Source organism: Pseudomonas capeferrum (assembly GCF_000731675.1).
GTDB classification, from domain to species: Bacteria; Pseudomonadota; Gammaproteobacteria; order Pseudomonadales; family Pseudomonadaceae; genus Aquipseudomonas; species Aquipseudomonas capeferrum.
Window position 1 is genome coordinate 215,849 of sequence record NZ_JMIT01000002.1, and the last position, 22,632, is coordinate 238,480.

The 22,632-nt window shown below is 63.8% G+C and carries 19 protein-coding genes and 4 tRNA genes; 2 read left to right on the plus strand and 21 right to left on the minus strand.

The window, feature by feature from the left end; genetic code table 11:
• Positions 1-80: 80 nt before the first annotated feature.
• The 12 genes from PC358_RS13475 to leuC form a co-directional block, all read right to left on the minus strand.
• The gene (locus PC358_RS13475; protein ID WP_033700531.1) at positions 81-740 is read right to left on the minus strand and encodes an SPOR domain-containing protein; all 660 of its coding nucleotides are present in this window, start codon (positions 738-740) and stop codon (positions 81-83) included.
• A gap of 4 nt (positions 741-744) precedes the next feature.
• On the minus strand, positions 745-2,031 hold the full coding sequence (gene folC, locus PC358_RS13480) for a bifunctional tetrahydrofolate synthase/dihydrofolate synthase (RefSeq protein WP_033700532.1): 1,287 nt from the start codon (positions 2,029-2,031) through the stop codon (positions 745-747).
• On the minus strand, positions 2,031-2,924 hold the full coding sequence (gene accD / locus PC358_RS13485) for an acetyl-CoA carboxylase, carboxyltransferase subunit beta (protein WP_033700534.1): 894 nt from the start codon (positions 2,922-2,924) through the stop codon (positions 2,031-2,033). Before accD ends, folC begins: the two co-directional genes overlap by 1 nt.
• Before the next feature lie 218 nt (positions 2,925-3,142).
• Complete coding sequence (locus PC358_RS13490; RefSeq protein ID WP_033700535.1) at positions 3,143-3,763, minus strand: phosphoribosylanthranilate isomerase; 621 nt, start codon at positions 3,761-3,763, stop codon at positions 3,143-3,145.
• Positions 3,764-3,823: 60 nt separating this feature from the next.
• Complete coding sequence (gene truA / locus PC358_RS13495; protein WP_033700536.1) at positions 3,824-4,681, minus strand: tRNA pseudouridine(38-40) synthase TruA; 858 nt, start codon at positions 4,679-4,681, stop codon at positions 3,824-3,826.
• A 128-nt stretch (positions 4,682-4,809) separates the two neighbouring features.
• Positions 4,810-7,575 carry a FimV/HubP family polar landmark protein gene (locus PC358_RS13500; RefSeq protein WP_033700538.1) on the minus strand — a complete coding sequence of 922 codons (2,766 nt, stop codon included), beginning with the start codon at positions 7,573-7,575 and terminating at the stop codon, positions 4,810-4,812.
• Between the two features lie 70 nt (positions 7,576-7,645).
• Positions 7,646-8,650, minus strand: a complete 1,005-nt coding sequence (locus PC358_RS13505) for an aspartate-semialdehyde dehydrogenase (RefSeq protein WP_033700539.1) — start codon at positions 8,648-8,650, stop codon at positions 7,646-7,648.
• A gap of 151 nt (positions 8,651-8,801) precedes the next feature.
• Entirely contained in the window at positions 8,802-9,914 is a 1,113-nt protein-coding gene (gene asd, locus PC358_RS13510; protein ID WP_033700540.1) for an aspartate-semialdehyde dehydrogenase, read from the minus strand.
• Positions 9,915-9,977: 63 nt separating this feature from the next.
• Entirely contained in the window at positions 9,978-11,060 is a 1,083-nt protein-coding gene (gene leuB, locus PC358_RS13515; RefSeq protein WP_033700541.1) for a 3-isopropylmalate dehydrogenase, read from the minus strand.
• A 54-nt stretch (positions 11,061-11,114) separates the two neighbouring features.
• Entirely contained in the window at positions 11,115-11,879 is a 765-nt protein-coding gene (locus PC358_RS13520) for a class I SAM-dependent methyltransferase (RefSeq protein WP_033700543.1), read from the minus strand.
• A gap of 93 nt (positions 11,880-11,972) precedes the next feature.
• Positions 11,973-12,617: a 3-isopropylmalate dehydratase small subunit gene (leuD, locus tag PC358_RS13525; protein ID WP_033700544.1), complete on the minus strand. Its 645-nt coding sequence runs from the start codon at positions 12,615-12,617 to the stop codon at positions 11,973-11,975.
• Positions 12,614-14,047, minus strand: coding sequence for a 3-isopropylmalate dehydratase large subunit (gene leuC / locus PC358_RS13530; RefSeq protein ID WP_033700545.1), 1,434 nt, complete (start codon positions 14,045-14,047; stop codon positions 12,614-12,616). The genes leuD and leuC overlap by 4 nt, the downstream gene beginning before the upstream one ends.
• Positions 14,048-14,177: 130 nt before the next feature.
• On the opposite strand from leuC, the gene PC358_RS13535 reads away from it, so the two are divergent.
• A complete protein-coding gene (locus tag PC358_RS13535) occupies positions 14,178-15,056 on the plus strand; it encodes a LysR family transcriptional regulator (RefSeq protein ID WP_033700546.1) in 879 nt (292 codons plus the stop codon).
• Between the two features lie 61 nt (positions 15,057-15,117).
• Positions 15,118-18,414: a bifunctional diguanylate cyclase/phosphodiesterase gene (locus PC358_RS13540; RefSeq protein WP_033700548.1), complete on the plus strand. Its 3,297-nt coding sequence runs from the start codon at positions 15,118-15,120 to the stop codon at positions 18,412-18,414.
• 58 nt (positions 18,415-18,472) lie between these two features.
• Here the strand turns inward: PC358_RS13540 and PC358_RS13545 are convergent, their stop codons facing one another.
• The 9 genes from PC358_RS13545 to PC358_RS13585 all read right to left on the minus strand — a co-directional run bounded on the left by PC358_RS13545 (position 18,473) and on the right by PC358_RS13585 (position 22,613).
• The gene (locus PC358_RS13545; RefSeq protein WP_033700549.1) at positions 18,473-18,916 is read right to left on the minus strand and encodes an Hsp20 family protein; all 444 of its coding nucleotides are present in this window, start codon (positions 18,914-18,916) and stop codon (positions 18,473-18,475) included.
• 148 nt (positions 18,917-19,064) lie between these two features.
• Positions 19,065-20,036: a tRNA dihydrouridine synthase gene (locus PC358_RS13550; RefSeq protein ID WP_033700550.1), complete on the minus strand. Its 972-nt coding sequence runs from the start codon at positions 20,034-20,036 to the stop codon at positions 19,065-19,067.
• 51 nt (positions 20,037-20,087) lie between these two features.
• Complete coding sequence (locus PC358_RS13555) at positions 20,088-20,522, minus strand: acyl-CoA thioesterase (RefSeq protein WP_033700551.1); 435 nt, start codon at positions 20,520-20,522, stop codon at positions 20,088-20,090.
• 76 nt (positions 20,523-20,598) lie between these two features.
• Complete coding sequence (locus tag PC358_RS13560) at positions 20,599-21,432, minus strand: alpha/beta hydrolase (RefSeq protein ID WP_033700552.1); 834 nt, start codon at positions 21,430-21,432, stop codon at positions 20,599-20,601.
• A 25-nt stretch (positions 21,433-21,457) separates the two neighbouring features.
• Positions 21,458-21,997 (minus strand): TetR/AcrR family transcriptional regulator, encoded by a 540-nt coding sequence (locus PC358_RS13565; RefSeq protein WP_033700554.1) that lies wholly within the window; start codon positions 21,995-21,997, stop codon positions 21,458-21,460.
• A 163-nt stretch (positions 21,998-22,160) separates the two neighbouring features.
• A tRNA-Glu gene (locus tag PC358_RS13570) sits at positions 22,161-22,236 on the minus strand.
• Between the two features lie 42 nt (positions 22,237-22,278).
• Positions 22,279-22,354 (minus strand) — tRNA-Ala (locus tag PC358_RS13575).
• A gap of 65 nt (positions 22,355-22,419) precedes the next feature.
• Positions 22,420-22,495 (minus strand) — tRNA-Glu (locus PC358_RS13580).
• 42 nt (positions 22,496-22,537) lie between these two features.
• Positions 22,538-22,613, minus strand: a tRNA-Ala gene (locus PC358_RS13585).
• Positions 22,614-22,632 lie beyond the last annotated feature (19 nt).

The following is a 22,632-nucleotide window of genomic DNA, read 5'->3' on the forward strand; positions in this document are numbered from 1 at the left end:
GCAGCGGGCTGGGAGTAAGCGGAATGTCGGGCCGATCAGCAACTGCGCGATACCTGTGGGAGCGGACCGCGCTGGCACCATCAACCGCGTTCAGGCTGGAAACGCACCACGAAGCCTTTGAGGCTGTGCTTGCGGTTGATTGCATCACGCACACGCTCGGCCTCGGCGCGTTCGATCAGCGGCCCGACATACACCCGGTTCATACCGCCTGCAGAGCGGATGTAGGCGTTGTAGCCCTGGCTGCGCAAGGTCTGCTGAAGGCTTTCTGCCCCCGCGCGGTTGGACAGGCTGGCCAGCTGGATGGACCAACTGACCGGTAACCCGTTGACGTCGATTTTGGACGGCGCTGCGGGCTTGGCTGCTGCGACGGCAGGCGCCGGCGCAGCGGCGGGCTTGGTTTCCACCTTCTGTGCGGGTACTGACGGCTTGGCGGCCTGGGCCTGGGTCTGTGGCGACGGCGTGATCGGCTGGCTTGGCGTGCTCGCTGGCGCAGTAGCCTCGTCGATCACTACCGGGGGCTGCTGTGGCTCCTCAGGAATGACCTGAGGCTCCGGCACGGCGACCGGCTCCACCTTCACCTCGGGCAGGCTCGGCATGGCCGGTGCCTGCGGGGCTTCAACCCGTACCTGGCGCATCTCGTCCTCGCGGGTGAACAGCATCGGCAGGAAGATCACCGCCAGCGCTACCAGCACCAACGCACCGACCATGCGCTGTTTCATCCCTTTATCCAGCACTGCCATCTACTCAACCCTCCGGGGCCTGCCGCGCCAACCACTCCAGGGCCTGGGCGACACAGAAAAACGAACCGAACAGCAGGATCTGGTCATCCGCCGTCGCCTGCGCGCATTGCCCTTCGAGGGCGGCGTCGACGCTGGCATAAGACTTCACCGAGGCGCCGAGGTTCGTCAAGGCATTCGCCAGTTCTGCGGCCGGACGGCTGCGAGGTGTATCCAGTGGTGCCACCGCCCAGTCGTCGACCAGCCCCTGCAAGGGTTCGACAACGCCCTGCAGGTCCTTGTCAGCGAGCAGGCCGAACACCGCCAGGCGGCGCCCCTTGGGCGGTCGAGCGGCCAGGCGCCGCGCCAGGTAGGCGGCGGCATGCGGGTTATGCCCCACATCCAGCAGCAACTCCACCGGCTTGCCCTGCCAGTTCAGTTGGCGGCGATCGAGGCGCCCGGTGATGCGGGTGTCGAGCAATGCCTGGCGGATTTGCCCGGCATCCCATGGCAGGCCCATCAACAAATAGGCCTGCAGGGCCAAGGTGGCGTTTTCCATGGGCAGGTCGAGCAATGGCAGATCGCGCAGCTCTACCCGGCCACCTTCGGCCGTGGTCCCGCGCCAGTGCCAGGCAGCGTCGCTGCTTGCCAGGTCGAAATCACGGCCACGCAGGTACAACGGCGCTGCCAGCTCCTGTGCCTTGTCCAGCAAGGGCTGCGGCGGGTCGAGGTCGCCACACAGCGCCGGCTTGCCGGCGCGGAAGATACCGGCCTTCTCGAAGGCGACGCACTCACGGGTATCACCCAGGTAGTCGACATGGTCGACGCCGATACTGGTTACCAGCGCCAGGTCGGCATCGACCACGTTCACGGTGTCCAGACGGCCACCGAGGCCCACTTCGAGCACCACGGCATCCAGCTTCGACTGGTAGAACAACCAGAACGCCGCCAGGGTGCCCATCTCGAAATAGGTCAGGGAAATTTCGCCCCGCGCCGCCTCGACGGCGGCGAAGGCATCGCACAGGCGCTCATCACTGGCCTCCTGGCCATCGATGAGCACCCGCTCGTTGTAACGCAACAGGTGCGGCGAGCTGTACACGCCAACCTTGAGCCCCTGGGCACGCAGCATCGCAGCGACGAAGGCACAGGTGGAGCCTTTGCCATTGGTACCGGTGACGGTTACCACGCGCGGCGCCAGCTTGCCCAGCGCAAGGCGGGCAAGCACGTTCTGCGAACGTTCCAGGCCCATGTCGATGGCCGATGGATGCAACTGTTCGAGGTAGGCGAGCCATTCGCCCAGGGATCTTTGTTTCATCACGCGACCGCAGCCGCCTCACGTGCCTGCTCCGGGGTTTGCTGGCCGGTCATCTGCGCCAGCAGGCGGGCCAGACGCGGGCGCAGCTCGCCACGGGAGATGATCAGGTCGATGGCGCCATGCTCCAACAGGAACTCGCTGCGCTGGAAGCCTTCTGGCAGCTTCTCGCGCACGGTCTGCTCGATCACGCGGGGGCCGGCAAAACCGATCAGTGCCTTTGGCTCGCCGACAATAACGTCGCCGAGCATCGCCAGGCTGGCGGAAACGCCGCCGTAGACCGGGTCGGTCAACACCGAAATGAACGGGATGCCTTCTTCACGCAGGCGCGCCAGCACGGCCGAGGTCTTGGCCATCTGCATCAGCGAGATCAGCGCTTCTTGCATGCGCGCACCGCCGGAGGCCGAGAAACAGACCATCGGGCAGCGGTTTTCCAGGGCGTAATTGGCGGCGCGCACGAAACGCTCACCGACGATGGCACCCATGGAGCCGCCCATGAAGGAGAATTCGAACGCACTGACCACGATTGGCATGCCCATCAGGGTGCCGCTCATGGAGATCAGGGCGTCTTTCTCGCCGGTCTGCTTCTGCGCACCGGTGAGGCGGTCCTTGTACTTCTTGCCATCGCGGAACTTCAGGCGGTCGACCGGCTCCAGCTCGGCGCCCAGTTCGGCACGGCCTTCGGCGTCGAGGAAGATGTCGATACGCGCACGTGCGCCGATGCGCATGTGGTGGTTGCACTTGGGGCAGACATCCAGGGTCTTTTCCAGCTCCGGACGATACAGCACGGCCTCGCAAGCCGGGCACTTGTGCCACAGGCCTTCAGGCACCGAGCTCTTTTTCACCTCGGAACGCATGATCGAAGGGATCAGTTTGTCGACTAACCAGTTGCTCATGCTTTCTTTCTCCAGTATCGGCGGGCGGGGGCCAGCGTGACCGGCCTGCCCTGCCCTTGAGCTCAATATCTTTTATGAAACGATGATGGACCGGCCGCCGGGGCTTCCTGCGCGCCGCTCCACCGTTAATGTGTTGTTCGACCGTCGCACCGACGGCCGCCCCGCAGGGGCTGCGATAGCTATGGACGATGGTGCGCCGCCAACCGTCACATCCACTGTCACGCCTGTTTCACCGCGCGCATGAAGGCTTCGATCTTCGCCGCATCCTTGATGCCCTTGGCCTCTTCCACCCCGCCGCTGACATCCACCGCATAAGGCCGCACCTGGGCAATGGCCTGGCCGACATTCTGTGCAGACAGCCCACCGGCAAGGATGATCGGCTTGCTCAGGCGGGCCGGCACCAGCGACCAGTCGAAGGCCTCGCCAGTCCCCCCAGGTATGCCGGGCACGTAGGTGTCCAGCAGCACACCCCGGGCGCCAGCGTAAAGCCGACAGGCCGCCTCCAGGTCATCGCCTGGGCGCACCCGCAGGGCCTTGATCCAGGGGCGGTTGTAACCCTCACAGTCTTGCGGGGTTTCGTCGCCGTGGAACTGTAGCAGGTCCAGCGGAACCACTTCGAGGATCTCGTTCAGCTCGCAGCGCGAGGCGTTGACGAACAGCCCGACCGTGGTCACGAATGGCGGCAGCTCGGCAATGATCGCACGCGCCTGGCGCACGTCCACGGCGCGCGGGCTCTTGGCGTAGAACACGAAGCCGATGGCATCAGCCCCCGCCTCGGCGGCAGCCAGCGCGTCTTCGATGCGGGTAATACCACAGATCTTGCTGCGAACGTTGCTCATGGACTGCGAACCCTGCTATTGCGGTGAAAGGCTGGATGTTAGCAAATGACTTTTCGTCCGTCAGTCAGCCAATGCCTCATAGCCGGTCAGAAAGTGTGGGCCGATGTAACGCTTGGGCAATTGGAAGGCTTCGGGGTATTCCACTTGCACCAGGTACAGGCCGTACGGATGCGCCGTCACCCCGCCTTCACGGCGATTGCGCCCCTCCAGCACCTCACGTGCCCAGGTGGCTGGCCGCTCGCCCGCGCCAATGGTCATCAAGACACCGGCGATGTTACGCACCATGTGGTGCAGGAACGCCGTGGCACGCACGTCCAGCACGATCATCTGGCCATGGCGGGTAACGCGCAGGTGATGGATGTGCTTGATCGGCGACTTGGCCTGGCACTGGCTGGCGCGGAAGGCGCTGAAGTCGTGGGTGCCCAGCAGGAACGCGGCGGCTTCGGCCATGCGTTCGACATCCAGCGGGCGGTGGTTCCAGGTCACCTCCTCGGCCAGGTGTGCCGGGCGGATCGGGTCGTTGTAGATGACGTAGCGGTAACGCCGCGCCGTGGCCTTGAACCGGGCGTGGAAGTCTGACGGCATCGGGCGCGACCAGACCACACTGATGTCGTGGGGCAGGTTGAAATTGGTACCCAGGGTCCAGGCGCGTTCGTCGCGGATGGCGCGCGTATCGAAATGCACGATCTGCCCGCAGCCGTGTACCCCGGCGTCGGTGCGCCCGGCACAGATCACCGAGATAGGCTCGTTCGCCACTTTCGACAAGGCCTGCTCGAGGGCTTGCTGGACGCTGGGCACACCACTGGCCTGGCGCTGCCAGCCGCGATAGCGCGAGCCCTTGTATTCCACGCCCAGGGCGATACGGGAGTAGCCTTCGGCCGCGGATTCGGCGGCGGTGTCGATGATGTCCAAGAGCATGAAACCTGTGGTGAATACGCAATGGCGGGATTATAACGACAACGGCAGCCCTGTTGGGCTGCCGTTGGGGGTAACGCCTGTCATGGCGCCGTCGCCGACACGCCGGCGACAACGCTTCAGCAGTAGAATCAGACCAACCGGGACAACAGCTCCTCGGCTTCCTGACGCTGGGTCCCGTCGCCATCCTTGACCACTTCATCAAGGATGTCACGCGCCCCCTGGTGGTCGCCCATGTCGATGTAGGCACGCGCCAAGTCGAGCTTGGTGGCTACTTCGTCACTGCCAGAGAAGAAGTCGAAGTCCAGGTCATCCAGCGGCTCGGGCTCCGGCTGCGCCACTGCATCCTCAGTGGTGAAGTGCGGTTCCAGCGAAGGCGATTCGAGGTTCTGCGACAGCTTGTCCAGCTCTGCGTTGACGTCGTCCAGCTCCGAAGCAAAGCTTTTGGCGGCCGGCGAATCGTCGTCCAGCGACAGCGACAGGTCGAAATCGGACGGCAGGTCGAGCTCGGTGATCGGCTCGAACTCCGGCACGCTGTCGAAGGCGGCCAGTTCGGCGGCGACATCCACCGGGGTTTCATCGGCGACAGCCGGGGCAACCGGCTCGCTGACATCAAGGTCGAAGTCGTCCAGGTCCGCAACCGGCTGCGGCTCGGCCTGCGCCAGCATCGCTTCGAAATCAGCATCGGCTTCGGCTTCGGCTTGCAGCTCGGCGTCCACGACGGCCGGCTGTTGCTCTACCTGCACCTCGTCCAGTACGGGCTCATCCGGCACCGATTCATCCAGTACAGTCTCGTCCAGTACCGGCTCGTCCAACAGCGGCGCTGCCAGTGGATCTTCCTCGGGCAGGTCTTCGTCAAGGCTCAGATCGAAGGCGCTGTCCAGGTCCGATTCCTCAAGCGAAGGCATCTCGCTAAAGGCCTCGGTTTCAGGCTCGACGATGTCATCCAGCGCTGCCTCAGCGACCGAATCGGGCTGCTCCAGTACCGCTGGCTCGTCTTCCGGCTCAGGCTCAAGCGCTTGCTCTGCCATGCCCTCGGAAACAACGTCTTCAACCACCGGTGCCTCAGGCGGGTCCTGCAGCAGGCCCTGCACGTACTGCTCATCCATTTCAGCAGCCAGCGCTGCCGCGCCCAGACCGGCGGCGGCCACACCCAGCATGGCTGGGAAGCGGCCTTTGATTTCCTGAACCTGAGCCACGTTCTGTTCGGTGGCCGGCAGCACACACTCCTGCTCGACGAACGCACTGTGATCACCCTGGCGGGCATACACTTCCATCAGCTTCAAGCGCAGCTCATCACGGCCGGGCTCTGCGGCGAGGGCGGTTTCGAGCAGCTCGGCGGCATGATTCAGACGGCCGCTTTCAACGCTCTGCTCGACCTCGGCCAGCAGCGCGGCAGTGGCGTCGGGCTCAAGCACAGGCTCGGTGACCGGGACCGCAGGTTTTTCCGCGGCGGCAGCAGCTGCGGCAGAGGCCGCGACCACGGCTGGCGACAGCGTGACGCTCGGTGCCGTAACATCCAGGCCTTCAAAGCTGTCGGAGGCCATGTCCAGCCCCGCACCCTGCTCTTCCTCAGCCAAGGCCCGCGCCATGCGCAGGTGTTTCTCTGCCTCTTCCTGAGCCTTGCGCTTGCGCATCAAGAGCACCAGCAGAAGCAGCAGCACGAGGAACGCAGACCCTGCAATCAGCCACAGCAGCAAGGGGTTGCCGAGCACATCGTCGAAGGCGCCGCGCGGCTGGGCAGCCGGCGCAGCATTGGCGGCAGGCACGTTTTTCGGCGCGGTGTCGACAGCGGCCGGCGCAGGCTTGACCACTGGCTGGGCATTTGCCGCCGGTTTCGTGGGTGCTGGCTCGCCTGGCAGCGCGGCGGCGACCGGCGCCGTACCGGCCGCGCCCTGGGCCTCAAGACGGGCCAGTTGGTTGTTCTTCAACTCGATCAGACGCTGCAGCTTGTCCAGCTGGCTCTGCAGGTCTGCCATGCGGCTCTTGAGCTCATCGTTGTCACGGCGGCTGGTGTCGAGGCTTTCCTGGGCCACGGCCAGCTTGTCATTGAGCGCCTTGGCCTGCCCTGCGCCAGCCTGGTTGCCGGGGCTGACCAGGCGCAGGTTGTCACCTTGGGCAATGCGCTCCGGCGCCGCGTCGGCAGCACCACGGCGGGTGGCGTCGAGCTGGCGGGCACGCGGCCCCAGGCGCCGGCCTTCACGCCAGGCCGCATACTGCTCGGCCACGTCGCGAACCGCTTCACCCTGAGGGATGTTCTGCACCTGTTGCTGATCGGGCAAGCGCAGTACCTGGCCAACCTTCAACTGGTTGATGTTGTTGCCAATGAAGGCGTCCGGGTTCAGCGCCTGGATCGCGATCATGGTCTGCTGTATCGAACCGCCCTGGCTGTTGCGCGCGGCAATCTGCCACAAGGTGTCGCGGCGCTGGGTGGTGTAGTTGCTCGCACCCGTCACCGCCGGCGCCACATTGGCCGCCGCCGGTTGCTTGCCCTGCGCCTTGGCCTGGTCGAGCAGGACGCTGTAGTCGCGCAGCAGTCGCCCCTGCGGCCACATCACCTGGACCAGGAACTTGACCACCGAGCCCGGCAGCGGCTGGCTGGAAGTGACGCGCAGCACGCTCCTGCCGTTGGGGTTGATCACCGGTGTGAACGTCAGGTCTTCGAGGTAAGTCGGAAAGGCCACCCCCGCCTTGCTGAACTCTTCCGGCGGCGCCAGGCTCGGCGCCACCTCGGCGGCAGTGAGGTCGCGCACATCGAGCAATTCGATCTCGGCGTCCAGCGGCTGATTCTGTGCCGACTTGAGAGTCAGCTCCCCCAGGCCCAGGGCATTGGCCATACCCGACGACAGCGCCGAGGCAGCCGCCATGGCCAGAACCAGTTTGCGAATTCGAAGCATGACCTCTTCCCTTGTATGAATCGTCCCGAAACCTGCATGCAGAGCAGGACAAAAGTGCTCGCAGTATCTTTTACAGCCTGTCTTTAATCAACAATTGTGCCACCTGCACAGCATTGAGCGCCGCGCCCTTGCGCAGGTTGTCGGTGGTCAGCCAGAGGTTGAGCTGCTGGTCTTCATCGACACCATGGCGTACACGACCAACATAGACCACGTCTTGGCCCACTGCGTCACCAACCGGGGTCGGATAATCGTCGCGTTCCACCAACTCGACGCTGTCGGCAGACTCCAGGGCCTGGTTGACCGCAGCCAGGTCGACCGGGCGACGGCTCTGCACGGCCACACTGAAGCTATCGCCGAAAAACACCGGGACTTGAACGCAGCTCACCGAAATCTTCAGTTCAGGCTGCCCGAGCAGCACGCGCAATTCGCTGACCAGGCGCCGCTCCAGCGCGGTGTGGCCCTGTTCGTCGGCGGCGCCGACCTGGGCCAGCAGGTTGAACGCCATCTGGCGGTCGAAGAAGCGCGGCTCCAGGGGGCGGGCGTTGAGCAGCTCGGCGGTCTGCCGGGCCAGTTCGCTGACCGCTTCGCGCCCCTGCGCGGACACCGCCAGCGCGGCCATCACCTGAACCCGTTCGATGTCCAGCAAGCCTTTGAGCGGTGCCAGCGCAACGGCCAGGGCAACGGCTGCGCTGCTAGGGCTGGCAATGCGTGCAGGCAGCGTCAGGCCGGCAAGGCGTTCGGCATTGGCTTCAGGCACCACGGCAAGGGCATCGTCCAGGCCGGCGGACAGGTCGATGACCGTGCAGCCTGCCTGCAGGGCCTTGCTGGCGAAGCTGCGGCTGACCGCCGCGCCTGCGGCGAAGAAGGCCAGCTTGACCTGGGCGAAATCGAAGCTGTCCACTTCGCGGACTTTGAGCTTCTTGCCGGCGAACATCACGCTGCTGCCTGCGGACTCCATGCTGGCCAGCAGGTGCAAGGTGGCGACCGGGAACGCCAGTTCTTCGAGAATCTGTACCAGGGTTTCACCGACGCTGCCGGTGGCGCCGACGACGGCGATATCGAGAGAAGGGTTCATGCTACGGGCTGCCTCAGGCGAAACGGGGAGCGGCACTTTACTCGCATTGCCCCGACGAGGCCAACACAGCCATTCGTTTGCTACCAGGCGTAACCCACCATAAAAAAACCCGCGCTGTCGCCAGCGCGGGTTTTCGGTCAAACCAGAACGATCAACGCTCCAGCAGAATCCGCAGCATGCGGCGCAGCGGTTCGGCGGCGCCCCACAGCAGCTGGTCACCCACGGTGAACGCACCCAGGTACTGCGAACCCATGTTCAGCTTGCGCAGGCGACCCACCGGAATGTTCAAGGTACCGGTGACCTTGGTCGGGGTCAGCTCTTGCATGCTGATCTCTCGCTGGTTCGGCACCAATTTCACCCATGGGTTGTGCTGGCTGATCATGCCTTCGATGTCGGCCAGTGGCACGTCCTTGTTCAGCTTGATGGTCAGCGCCTGGCTGTGGCATCGCATGGCGCCGATGCGCACGCAGATACCGTCGACCGGGATCGGGCTCTTGAAACGACCGAGGATCTTGTTGGTTTCAGCCTGGGCCTTCCACTCTTCACGGCTCTGCCCGTTCGGCAGCTCCTTGTCGATCCACGGAATCAGGCTGCCGGCCAGCGGCACACCGAAGTTCTCGGTGGGGAACGCTTCACCGCGCATGGTCTCGGCAACCTTGCGGTCGATGTCCAGAATGGCGCTGGCCGGGTTGGCCAGGTCATCGGCCACGGCCGCGTGGGTGGCGCCCATCTGCTTGATCAGCTCACGCATGTTCTGCGCGCCGGCACCGGAAGCTGCCTGGTAGGTCATGGCGCTCATCCACTCGACCAGGCCGGCTTCGAACAGGCCGCCCAGGCCCATCAGCATCAGGCTGACCGTGCAGTTGCCGCCAATGTAGTTCTTGGTGCCGGCATCGAGCTGCTGGTCGATGACCTTGCGGTTGACCGGGTCGAGGATGATGACCGCGTCATCCTGCATGCGCAGGGACGAGGCGGCATCGATCCAGTAACCCTGCCAGCCAGCTTCACGCAGCTTGGGGAAGACCTCGTTGGTGTAGTCGCCGCCCTGGCAAGTCAGGATCACGTCGAGGGTCTTGAGTTCTTCAATCGAATACGCGTCCTTGAGCGGAGCTGTATCCTTGCCCACGTTCGGGCCTTGGCCACCGACATTGGAGGTGGTGAAGAACACCGGCTCGATAAGGTCGAAATCCTGCTCCTCCAGCATCCGCTGCATGAGCACGGAACCGACCATACCGCGCCAACCGATCAGACCTACACGTTTCATCGCAACTACACCTTTGCTAAAAGTGGGCCGCCACCGACTTAAAACGGTGGCGGGCCAGAGAGATTACAGATTCCGCAGCGCTGCGACTACTGCGTCGCCCATTTCCTGCGTGCCTACTTTGTCGCAGCCGGCCGACCAGATGTCACCGGTGCGCAAACCTTGGTCCAACACCAGGCTGACGGCCTGCTCGATGGCCTCTGCTGCAGCCTGCTGGTTGAAGCTGTAACGCAGCATCATCGACACCGACAGGATGGTCGCCAGCGGATTGGCGATGCCCTGGCCGGCGATGTCTGGCGCCGAGCCGTGGCACGGCTCGTACATGCCTTTATTGTCGGCATCCAGCGACGCCGAAGGCAGCATGCCGATGGAACCCGTCAGCATGGAAGCTTCATCCGACAGAATGTCACCGAACATGTTGTCGGTCACTACCACGTCGAACTGCTTGGGCGCGCGGACCAACTGCATGGCAGCGTTGTCGACGTACATGTGGCTCAGTTCGACATCCGGGTAGTCCTTGGCCACGTCTTCGACCACTTCGCGCCACAGCTGGCTCGAAGCCAGGACGTTGGCCTTGTCCACCGAACACAGCTTCTTGCCGCGCACACGGGCCATGTCGAAACCGACGCGGGCAATGCGGCGCACTTCGCTTTCGCTGTAGGGCAGTGTGTCGTAGGCCTGGCGCTCGCCACCTTCGAGTTCACGCTGACCACGTGGCGCACCGAAATAGATGCCACCGGTCAGCTCGCGGACGATGAGGATATCCAGGCCCGAGACGATTTCTGGCTTGAGCGATGAAGCATCGGCCAGTTGCGGGTAGAGGATGGCCGGGCGCAGGTTGGCGAACAGGCCCAGTTGCGAGCGAATTTTCAGCAAGCCACGCTCAGGGCGGATGTCACGTTCGATCTTGTCCCATTTCGGGCCGCCCACGGCGCCCAGCAGCACGGCATCGGCCTGGCGCGCACGCTCCAGGGTCTCGTCAGCCAGCGGCACGCCATGCTTGTCGATGGCCGCGCCACCGATCACGTCGTGCGCCAGGCTCAGGCCCAGCTGGAACTTGTCGTTGGCCAGCTCCAGCACCTTGACCGCCTCGGCCATGATTTCCGGGCCGATGCCATCACCTGGGAGAATCAGAATCTGCTTGCTCATGCTTTCCTCTATCCATTCAAGCGCTGCGGCCAGCTCGGCCGCAGCGAAATAAACTCAGCGCTCGGCCCACAACACGATGACATCGGTGCTGAACGAGCCGTCGGCTTCAATCTGATAATACTGCCGCACTTCTTCACCCATGGCTTGCTGCAATTGGCGTATGGCCACACGCAGCGGCTCTGGCGTGCGCATGCGCTCTACCCACGAGCTCCACTCCAGGCGCAGGCGCTGACGCGTGTGGCTACGGGCGTGCAGGCCGGCTTCGCTGACCTGGCGCTGCCACTCGGCGGCAGAATAATCGCGCACGTGGCTGGTGTCGCGCAGCACTTCGACCGTTTGCAGGTAGGTGTCGAGCAACGGGCTGCCGGGTGACAGCACATCGATGAACGCCGCCACCCCACCCGACTTCAGCACGCGGCGCACTTCGCGCAGGGCCAGGCCCAGGTCGCTCCAGTGGTGTGCCGAGTAGCGGCTGAAGACGAAGTCGAACGAGGCGTCGGCGAACGGCAGGCGCTCGGCGGCACCGCATTCGGTGGTGATATTGCCCAGGCCACGCTCGGCAGCGGCACTGGCGACCACGTCGAGCATCGACTGCGACAGGTCGTAGGCGACCACTTCCGCCACCAGAGGCGCGACGTGGAAGCTGACATGACCGGCACCACAGCCCAAGTCCAGTACACGCGCCTCGGCATGGCCTGCCAGCTCGGCTTGCAGCAGGGCGAATTCAGTGCCCTGGGCATGTACCGCGCTGCTGAGGTAGGCGCTGGCCTGTTCGCCGAACTGGCGTTGGACCACATCGGTGTGGGTGGTGCTGGTCATGGGGCAATCCTTTTGGTGTTGTGTTGCCTATGCAGGCTTCGCCGGCGAACCCGCTCCCACATCGGCAGCGTTGCCAATGTGGGAGCCGGTCGATCAGGCATCCCGGAACAGCCAGGGCTGGCTGGCGCGGTGCTTGCCTTCGAAGACTTTGATCGAATCGCTGTCCTGCAAGGTCAAGCCGATGTCGTCGAGGCCATTGAGCAGGCAGTGCTTGCGGAAGGCATCGATCTCGAAGTGCAGCACCTTGCCATCAGGACGGGTCACGGCCTGGGCTTGCAGGTCGACGGTCAACTGATAGCCAGGGTTGGCTTCCACCTGCTTGAACAGCTCGTCGACTTCCTCATCGCTCAAGATGATCGGCAACAGACCATTCTTGAAGCTGTTGTTGAAGAAGATGTCGGCAAAGCTCGGTGCGATGACACTGCGAAAGCCGTATTCATCCAACGCCCAGGGCGCGTGCTCGCGGCTGGAGCCGCAACCGAAGTTCTCCCGCGCCAACAACACGCTGGCACCCTGGTAGCGTGCGTGGTTGAGCACGAACTCCTGGTTCAGCGGGCGCTTGCTGTTGTCCTGGTAGGGCTGGCCCACATCCAGGTAACGCCACTCGTCGAACAGGTTGGGGCCGAAGCCGGTGCGTTTGATCGACTTGAGAAACTGCTTGGGAATGATCTGGTCGGTGTCGACGTTGGCACGGTCCAATGGCGCGACAAGGCCGGTGTGCTGGGTAAAGGCTTTCATGCTGCGCTCCCTTGGATCAACTCGCGTACATCGATGAAGTGGCCCGTCACCGCGGCGGCGGCAGCCATGGCCGGGCTGACCAGATGGGTACGGCCACCGGCACCCTGACGGCCTTCGAAGTTGCGGTTGGACGTCGAGGCGCAGTGCTCGCCACTTTCCAGGCGGTCCGGGTTCATCGCCAGGCACATCGAGCAACCCGGTTCACGCCACTCGAAACCGGCTTCGAGGAAGATCTTGTCGAGGCCTTCACGTTCGGCCTGCGCCTTAACCAAGCCCGAGCCCGGAACGACAATGGCCTGCTTGACGGTGGCAGCGACCTTGCGGCCCTTGGCGATTTCGGCTGCGGCGCGCAGGTCTTCGATCCGCGAGTTGGTGCAGGAGCCGATGAATACGCGGTCGAGCTGGATATCGGTGATCGCCTGGTTGGCGGTCAGGCCCATGTACTTCAAGGCACGCTCGATCGAGCCACGTTTGACCAAGTCGGCCTCGGCGGCCGGGTCCGGCACACGCTGGTCAACCGCCAGCACCATCTCGGGTGAAGTGCCCCAGCTGACCTGCGGCTTGATCTGCGCGGCGTCCAGCTCGACCACGGTGTCGAACACCGCGTCGTCATCGGAAACCAAGTCTTGCCAAGACGCTACCGCTTGCTCCCACTGCTCGCCCTTCGGCGCGTAGGGGCGACCTTCAACATAGGCAACGGTGGTGGCATCGGTCGCCACCAAGCCGACACGGGCACCAGCCTCGATCGACATGTTGCAGATGGTCATGCGGCCTTCCATGGACAAACCACGGATAGCGCTGCCGGCAAATTCCATGGCGTGGCCGTTGCCACCCGCGGTGCCGATCTTGCCGATAATGGCGAGGACGATGTCCTTGGCGGTGACACCGGCAGGCAATTGGCCTTCGACGCGCACCAGCATGTTCTTCATCTTCTTGGCGACCAGGCACTGGGTAGCGAGCACGTGCTCGACCTCCGAGGTGCCGATGCCGTGGGCCAAGGCGCCAAATGCACCGTGGGTGGAGGTGTGCGAGTCGCCGCAGACCACGGTCATGCCCGGCAAGGTAGCGCCCTGCTCCGGGCTGATGACGTGGACGATGCCCTGGCGCTCGTCGTTCATCTTGAATTCGACGATGCCGTACTCGTCACAGTTTTCGTCGAGGGTCTGCACTTGCAGGCGCGACACCTGGTCGACGATGGCTTCGATACCGCCCTTGCGCTCTGGCGTGGTCGGCACGTTGTGGTCGGGCGTGGCGATGTTGGTGTCGATGCGCCATGGCTTGCGGTTCGCCAGGCGCAGGCCTTCGAAGGCCTGGGGCGACGTCACTTCGTGGATGATGTGTCGGTCGATGTAGATCAAGGACGAGCCGTCATCACGGCGCTTGACCTCATGGGCTTCCCAGAGTTTGTCGTAGAGCGTTTTGCCAGCCATCAGACTGTTCCTCATCAGCGTCTTTCTATGCCAAAGACCCCTTGGCTTGTACGGACGATGCTATGGCGATAGATTGAATAACTCAAATTCATAATTTTCATGCTTTGCATAACCATCAGGAATCAGAGAGATGGACCTGGCCAACCTCAGTGCTTTTATCGCCATTGCCGAAACCGGCAGCTTCTCCGGGGCCGGCGAACGCCTGCACCTGACCCAGCCTGCCATCAGCAAACGCATCGCCGGCCTTGAACAGCAATTGGACGTGCGCCTGTTCGACCGGCTGGGGCGTGAAGTGACCCTGACCGAAGCCGGCCGGGCGTTGCTGCCACGGGCCTATCAAATACTCAATGTGCTCGATGATACTCGACGCGCACTGACCAATTTGACGGGACAGGTGAGCGGTAGACTGACCCTGGCCACCAGCCACCATATCGGCTTGCACCGCTTGCCTCCGCTTCTACGGGCCTTTACCCGGCAGTACCCCTCGGTGGCACTGGATATTCAGTTCCTGGATTCAGAAGCGGCCTACGACGAGATACTCCATGGCCGCGCTGAAATTGCCGTCATCACCCTGGCACCCGAGCCCCACCACCTGATCAAGGCGATCCCGGTCTGGAACGACGCCCTGGACTTCGTGGCGGCACCGGAGCACCCACTGGCCAGCAACCACGCGGTCAGCCTGGCCGATGTCGCCCGCCACCCGGCGGTGTTCCCGGGCGGCAACACCTTTACCCACCACATCGTCCAGCGCCTGTTCGAAAGCCAGGGGCTGACGCCGAACATCGCCATGAGCACCAACTACCTGGAAACCATCAAGATGATGGTTTCCATTGGCCTGGCCTGGAGCGTGCTGCCCCGCACCATGCTCGACGATCAGGTTGCACCCATCGCTTTACCCGGCATACAGCTGTCGCGCCAGCTAGGCTACATACTGCACACGGAGCGAACGCTATCGAATGCGGCGAGGGCCTTCATGGCCCTGCTCGACAGTCACGCAGGGTCCGCCTGACCGGTCGTCAGTTCGGCATTTCCAACTCAAGGACGCCTCAAACGCCAAAGGTCTGGTACCAATGCCCAAATCAGCAAACCGCTTTCCGCGCCTGCCGCGTATCTCTGCGGCTGACCCTCAGGAATCCGAGCAGGCCTGGCAAAACGCCCCACAGCTGCTGGCCGCGCTTAACGGTGCCCACCTGGGAGCCTGGCTGTGGGACATCGAAACCGGTCGGGTCAGTTGGTCACGCGGCACCCAGGCGTTGTTCGGCTTCGACCCGCAACGCCCGCTGCCCAACGACATCGATTACCTCGACCTGCTGCCCGAGGAAGACCGCGCGCGCACCCGCCAGTTGTTCCAGGCAGTGGTCAACGGCGAGCCCGTGGAGCAGGCCATGCGCCACCGCATCCGCTGGCCGGATGGCAGCCTGCACTGGCTGGAGATAAACGGCAGCCTGACCCACGACCGCCATGGCCGGCCGCAGATGATCGGGGTGATCCGCGAGATCACTCGCCAGCGCGAGCGGGAAACGGCGCTGATCAACTCGGAAAAGCGCTTCGCCACGCTGTTTCACCTGAGCCCCAATGCCATCCTGCTGACCCGTCGCCACGACGGCATGATCTTCGAGGTCAACCAGCATTTCGAGGACATGTTCGGCTGGCCGGGCAGCCAGGTAATCGGCAAGACCAGCCTGGAGCTGGGCCTGTGGGTGCACCCCGAGCAACGCCAGCAGATGCTCGACGCCACCCGCGCCAGCAGCGGCCCGCTGATCCTCGAGGTGCAGTTCCGGGCCAGCAACGACAAGGTGCATGACGGCATCCTCTGCACCCAGGGCATCGAACTGGAGGGCGTGACCTTTCTGCTCAGCACCTTCGTCGACACCACCGAGCGCAAGCGCGCCGAGCAGGCCCTCAAGGACAGCCAGGAGCGACTCGATCTGGCCCTGGATTCGGCGCAGTTGGGCACCTGGGACTGGCACATCCCCAGCGGCATGCTGTATGGCTCGGCCCGCGCGGCGCAACTGCACGGCCTTGACCCCATCCCCTTCCATGAGTCCTTCGATGCCTTTTTCGAAGGTGTGCCGGAGCAAGAGCGCAACGTCATGCGCCAGGCCTACCGCAGCCTGCGCGAAGGGCCTGCGGGCAATTACCAGATCACCTACCGGGTACAGTTGGACAACGGCACTTCGCGTTATATCGAAAGCCGTGCGCGGCTGTACCGGGACGACCAGGGCAACCCCCTGCGCATGGCTGGCACGCTGCTGGACATCACCGACCAGGTAGAGCGCGAACAGCGCCTGAGCGCCTCGGAAGAAAAGTTCGCCAGCCTGTTCCAGGTCAGCCCAGACCCGATCTGCGTGACCCGCCAGGACACCGGCCAGTTCATCGAGATCAACCCGGCCTTCACCCAGACCTTCGGCTGGAACGCCGACCAGGTGATCGGCCACACCGCCGAGCAAATCGGCCTGTGGGCAGAGTCCATCGAACGCGCGCAACGTATCGAGCGAGTGATCCGCGAACAGGCCCTGAGCAACGTGGCCGTGGTGGTCAACCACCGCAACGGCTCACCCTTGACCTGCGTGATATCCAGCTGCCTGATCAGTGTCGATGACCAGCCCTGCAGCGTCACCACCCTGCGCGACATCACCCAGCAGCAACGCGCCGAAGCGGCGCTCAAGTCCAGTGAAGAGAAGTTCGCCAAGGCCTTCCACTCCAGCCCCGACGCCATCACCATCACCGAGCGCTACAGCGGCCGCTACCTGGAAATCAACGACGGGTTCTGCCGGCTGACCGGCTACAGCGCGGCGGAAGTGGTCGGGCGCAGCGTTTACGAGCTGGGCATCTGGGCCGACGACAAGCAGCGCAGCGCCCTGCTCGCCGAGCTCAAGGAGCGGGGCCGGGTGCACCATCGGGAGATGCTCGGGCGCAACAAGCGCGGCGATATCCTCACCGTCGAAGTGTCGGTGGAACCGATCACCCTGAACGAGACCGACTGCCTGCTGCTGACCGCCCGCGACGTCAGCCAGCTGAAGAATGCCCAAGCGCAGATCCGCCACCTGGCGTACCACGACCCGCTGACCAACCTGCCCAACCGCGCCCTGCTGATGGACCGCCTGAGCCAGCAGATCGCCCTGCTCAAACGCCACAACCTGCGGGGTGCGCTGCTGTTTCTCGACCTCGATCACTTCAAGCACATCAACGATTCGCTCGGCCACCCGGTGGGCGACGCCGTGTTGAAGATCATCACCGCGCGCCTGGAGGCCAGCGTGCGTCTGGAAGACACCGTGGCGCGGCTGGGCGGCGACGAGTTCGTGGTGCTGCTCAGCGGCCTGGAGGGCAGCCGCGAACAGGTCGAAAGCAAGGTGCGCGATCTGGCCGATACCCTGCGTGAACTGCTGGCCGAACCGATGTCGCTGGATGGCCAACGCCTGCAGGTGACCCCCAGCATCGGCGTGGCGCTGATACCCGATCACGGCACCACCCCGGCAGACCTGCTCAAACGCGCCGATATTGCGCTGTATCGGGCCAAGGACTCCGGGCGCAACACCACCCAGCTGTTCCACACCACCATGCAAAAGGCCGCCAGCGAGCGCTTGCGCATGGAAAACGACCTTCGCCTGGCGCTGGCCCGGGGTGAGCTGGCCCTGCACTTCCAGCCCCAGGTGGATGCCCGCGACAACCGTATCGTTGGTGCCGAGGTGTTGCTGCGCTGGCACCACCCGCAACTCGGCCAGCAGCCGCCGGCGCAGTTCATCCAGGTGCTGGAAGAAAGCGGGCTGATTCTGGAAGTGGGCAGTTGGATCCTCGACGAAGCCTGCGACGCGTGCGCGCACATGCTCATGGATGGGTTGATCGACGCCAATGACTTCAGCCTGTGCGTGAACATCAGCCCGCGGCAGTTCCGCCAGAACGATTTCGTCGGGCGGGTCCTGCGCAGCCTGGACGACTACCGCCTGCCACGGCAGATGCTCAAGCTCGAGATCACCGAAGGCATCGTCATCCAGAACCTCGAAGACACCATCAGCAAGATGCGCGAACTGAAGCGCCACGGGGTGAGCTTTGCCATGGACGACTTCGGCACGGGCTATTCGTCACTGACTTACCTCAAGCGTTTGCCGGTGGATGCCCTGAAGATCGACCAGACCTTCGTGCGCGATGCGCCGATCGACCCCAATGACGCCGAAATCGTCCGCGCCATCGTCGCCATGGCCCACAGCCTGGACCTGGCGGTGATCGCCGAAGGCGTGGAGTTGACCGAGCAACTGGCGTTTCTCGAGCAGTTGGGCTGCCACTTGTACCAAGGGTATCTGCACAGCCGGCCACTGCCATTGTCGGAGTTCCGCCAAATGTTGCTGGAGGCACCGGCAGATTTCTGATGCCGGAATGCGAAAAGGGCACCCTGAGGTGCCCTTCTCGTTACCGACCGGCTGACTGTTAGTTCAGCGCTGGCTTATCGCCATTGATCGGGATGCGCTTGGCTTTGGCTTCTTCAGGCACGATGCGCAGCAGGTCGATGCTGAGCAAGCCATTGGCCAGGCCAGCGGCCTTGACCTCGATGTGGTCGGCCAGGCGGAACGACAGCTTGAAGGCGCGCTGGGCGATGCCCTGGTGCAGGTAGGTCACTTCAGCGGCGCTGCTGTCGCGCTTGCCACCGGAGACTGTCAGGACACCTTTTTCGACCTGCAGGTCGAGGTCCTGCTCCTGGAAACCGGCAGCGGCAACCACGATGCGGTAGTGGTCTTCGCCATGTTTTTCCACGTTGTAGGGCGGGTAGCTGCTACCGGCCTCGTTACGTGCCGCGGATTCGAACAGGTCGTTGAAACGGTCGAAACCAACGGAATGACGGAACAGTGGAGCGAGAGAGAAAGCGGTAGTCATGGTCATAAACTCCTGAGATTCAGCAAGTAAGTCACTACGCGACCCGACTTCGGCATCGCGTACTCAAAAGATATGGCCGGTGAAACGGCTTTCAAGAGGGGCTACAAAAAAATTTTCTGTTTTCCCGCTTTTACTGCACAGCGGCAGATCAGGCCACACATGCCTCGAAGGCCTGCGCCTCAACCCCCAGCAAGCGGCTGATGCGCGCGCAATCATCTTCCCGACGCAGCTCGGCAAACAGCACCACCGCTTCCGGGTAGCTGCGGGTCAGCATCGCCAGCCACTGCTTCATCCGCCCCGGCGCATAGCGCGGGGACAGCTTGGCCTGGGCCTGGCGCCAGAATTCGCGCAGCAGCGGCAGCAGGTCATCCCAGCTCATGGGCTGGTACGCTCGGCCGTCGCGGGCAGCGGCGATCTGCAGGCCCAGGTCGGGCCGCGACACCAGCCCGCGCCCCAACATGATGTGCTCGGCACCACTGACCTCGCGGCAGCGCCGCCAGTCGTCCACGGTCCAGATCTCGCCGTTGGCGAACACCGGCACCTTGACCACATCCTGCACCCGCGCCACCCATTCCCAATGAGCCGGCGGCTTGTAGCCCTCGACCTTGGTCCGCGCATGCACCACCAGGTGCGCCGAACCGCCCTCGGCCAGGGCCGTGGCGCACTCCAGTGCACCGTCGGGGCTGTCGAAGCCCAGGCGCATCTTTGCAGTGACCGGGATGTCCGCCGGTACCGCTCGGCGCACCTCGCGGACGATGGCATGCAGCAATTCAGGCTCCTTGAGCAGCACCGCGCCGCCACGCGACTTGTTCACGGTCTTGGCCGGGCAGCCGAAATTCAGGTCGATTACCGGCGCCCCCAGCTCACAGGCCAGCGCAGCGTTCTCGGCCAGGCACACCGGGTCAGAGCCCAGCAGTTGCACACGCATCGGTACGCCGGCCGCAGTCCTTGCGCCCTGGCGCAACTCAGGCGCCAGCTTGTCGAACGAGGAAGGCGGCAACAGGCGGTCGCACACGCGGATGAACTCGGTGACGCACCAATCGATGCCACCCACTCGGGTCAGGACGTCGCGCAGGATGTTGTCGACCAGCCCCTCCATGGGGGCCAGGGCAATTTGCATGTGTGGGTCTCGGCGGGAAAAGGCGGCAGTTTAGCAAAAAACCGTACGCCTTCAGGCACCGATCAGCGCTTGGCCGTAACCCTCGATAAATTCGACCGGCATGCGTTTGGGCTTGCCGCTGGACAACTCGATACAGGCGAAGGTGGTCTGCGCACGCAGCAGGGTCACACCATCGCGTGGGCGCTTGAGCTGGAAGCGGCGGGTCATGCGCAAGCGCTGATCCCATTCGATGATCCAGGTTGCCAGTTGCAGCTCGTCGTCTTCGTAGCCGGCGGCCAGGTAGTCAATTTCGTGGCGTACCACGGCCATGGCGCGGTCCAGGCGCCGGTACTCGGCCAGGTCCAGACCCAGGCGCTGGGAATGGCGCCAGGCACAGCGCTCGAGCCAAGTGACGTAGGCGGCGTTGTTGGCGTGGCCGAGGCCGTCGATGTCTTCGCTGCCGACGCGCAGGTCGATGATGAAGGGTGTTGCCAGGTCCCAGCTCATGCGCGCTCCTGAGAGGTTTCTTTGGGGGAGATTGCGGCGCTTTGCGCTCCACGGTCCTGGCGAGTGTAACGGATGCTCAGGCGCTTTGCCGCGCCGGCGCACTGGCACGGCTCAACAGCTCGAGCACTGCCTCGCCCAAACGCGGGTCGACCAGCACCCGTTGGTGCCCGCCCTCCTCCAACAGCATCAGGCGGCTGTCGAACCAGGCCTTGTGGATGATCTGGGCCTCTTCGGCGGCCACCAGGCCATCGTCAGCGGCATGCACCACCAAGCCTGGCAGCTCCAGTTGATAACCACTGACATCCAGGCGTGCGATCTGCATCCCGACATCCCGCTCGACCTGGCGAATGAACGCTGCCCGCGCCCGCGCCGGCAGCCCCAGGTGATGGGCGAAGCCGCGCAACACGCCGAGCAATCGCGCCGGTGCCGCGATGCTCACCGCCGCCTCGGCGCGCAAGCCCATCTGCAGCGCCAGCAGCACACTGGCACCGCCCATGGAATGCCCGATCACTGCACGCAGCGGCGGCAGCTCGGCCGCCGCTTCCAGCAGCGCGCGGGCAAACAACACCACGTGAGCCTGATGGCCAGGCGAACGCCCATGCGCCGGCCCCTCCAACGAAACTACCGTGTGCCCAGCCTGGACCAGGGTTTCGATCAACGCGGCAAACTGCGTGGGGCGCCCTTCCCAGCCGTGCATCAGCAATACCGTCGGGCCCTTGCCCCAGCGCAACGCCGAAAGCCCGAAGCGCAGGGTGATGCGCTCGGCCTTGGCCAGCAGTGGCAGTTCCCACGCTCTTGGCGGCAGCGTGCGCGGGGTCATGAAGGCGCGGCGCATCTTGCCGGCCACATGCTCCGGCGCCAGGTGGCCCAGGGTGCCATTGATGCCACGAATCCAGCTCAGGGTAGTCATCGCCTTGCTCCCGCCTTGTGGTTATTCAGATCACCGCCGACTTGGCGGCACGCAATACACGGTCGGACAGCTCGCCAGTGCCCAGGGCACGCGCCAGGGCCAGGCCACCGACCATCAGTGCAAGGTCGGCCAGGGCTTTGTCGCTGTCTTCGGGGCGATCGACCATTTTCGCGGTCATCAGCTCGATGTGCTCGGCCAGCACCTCGCGGAACACCTCTGGCAACCGCTGCATCTCGCCCAGGGCGTTGGGCAGCGGGCAGGCATGAACTTCAGCGTCGCGGTGCTTGCGCGAGAGGTAGAAGGCCGACACCAAGGCGCGGCGTGCTTCGCCATCCAGGCTAGGGTCGACCTGGGCCAGCAAGGCCCGCCGCTCGCCCAGCAACTGGCGGAACGCTTCGAGCATCAGCTCGTCCTTGCTGTCGAAATGGGCATAGAACCCCCCGACGGTAAGCCCGGCGGCGCCCATGACTTGGCTGACGCTCGGCTCTGCCGGGCCATATTGAATCAAGGCACTGCGCGCTGCCTCGAGAATCCGTTCGCGGGTCTTGCTCTTTTTGTCGTTCATGGCCACCTCAAATATTATGCTCATAATATGATAGGCATAATATTTTTTGGCAAGCGAAATTCTCAGCCACCTGTCGGTACCGGGAATATTTGGAGGGGAAAAAACAAAAGGCCCATTCAATAAGCGAATGAGCCTTTAAAGTCCCGCAAAACGCGGGTAAACATGGCGTCCCCTAGGGGACTCGAACCCCTGTTACCGCCGTGAAAGGGCGGTGTCCTAGGCCACTAGACGAAGGGGACGTAACCTTCGTGCCGGTTCATTTTCACAAACCGCGGCAAAATTGGTGGAGCTAAGCGGGATCGAACCGCTGACCTCCTGCATGCCATGCAGGCGCTCTCCCAGCTGAGCTATAGCCCCGAAAACAAAAGGCTCATCCAATATACGAATGAGCCTCTTTAAGCCCCGCAAAACGCGGGTAAAAGTGGCGTCCCCTAGGGGACTCGAACCCCTGTTACCGCCGTGAAAGGGCGGTGTCCTAGGCCACTAGACGAAGGGGACGTAACCTTCGTGCCGGTCCGTTTTCACGTACCGCGGCAAAATTGGTGGAGCTAAGCGGGATCGAACCGCTGACCTCCTGCATGCCATGCAGGCGCTCTCCCAGCTGAGCTATAGCCCCGGATTTCTAGCCTCTCGGC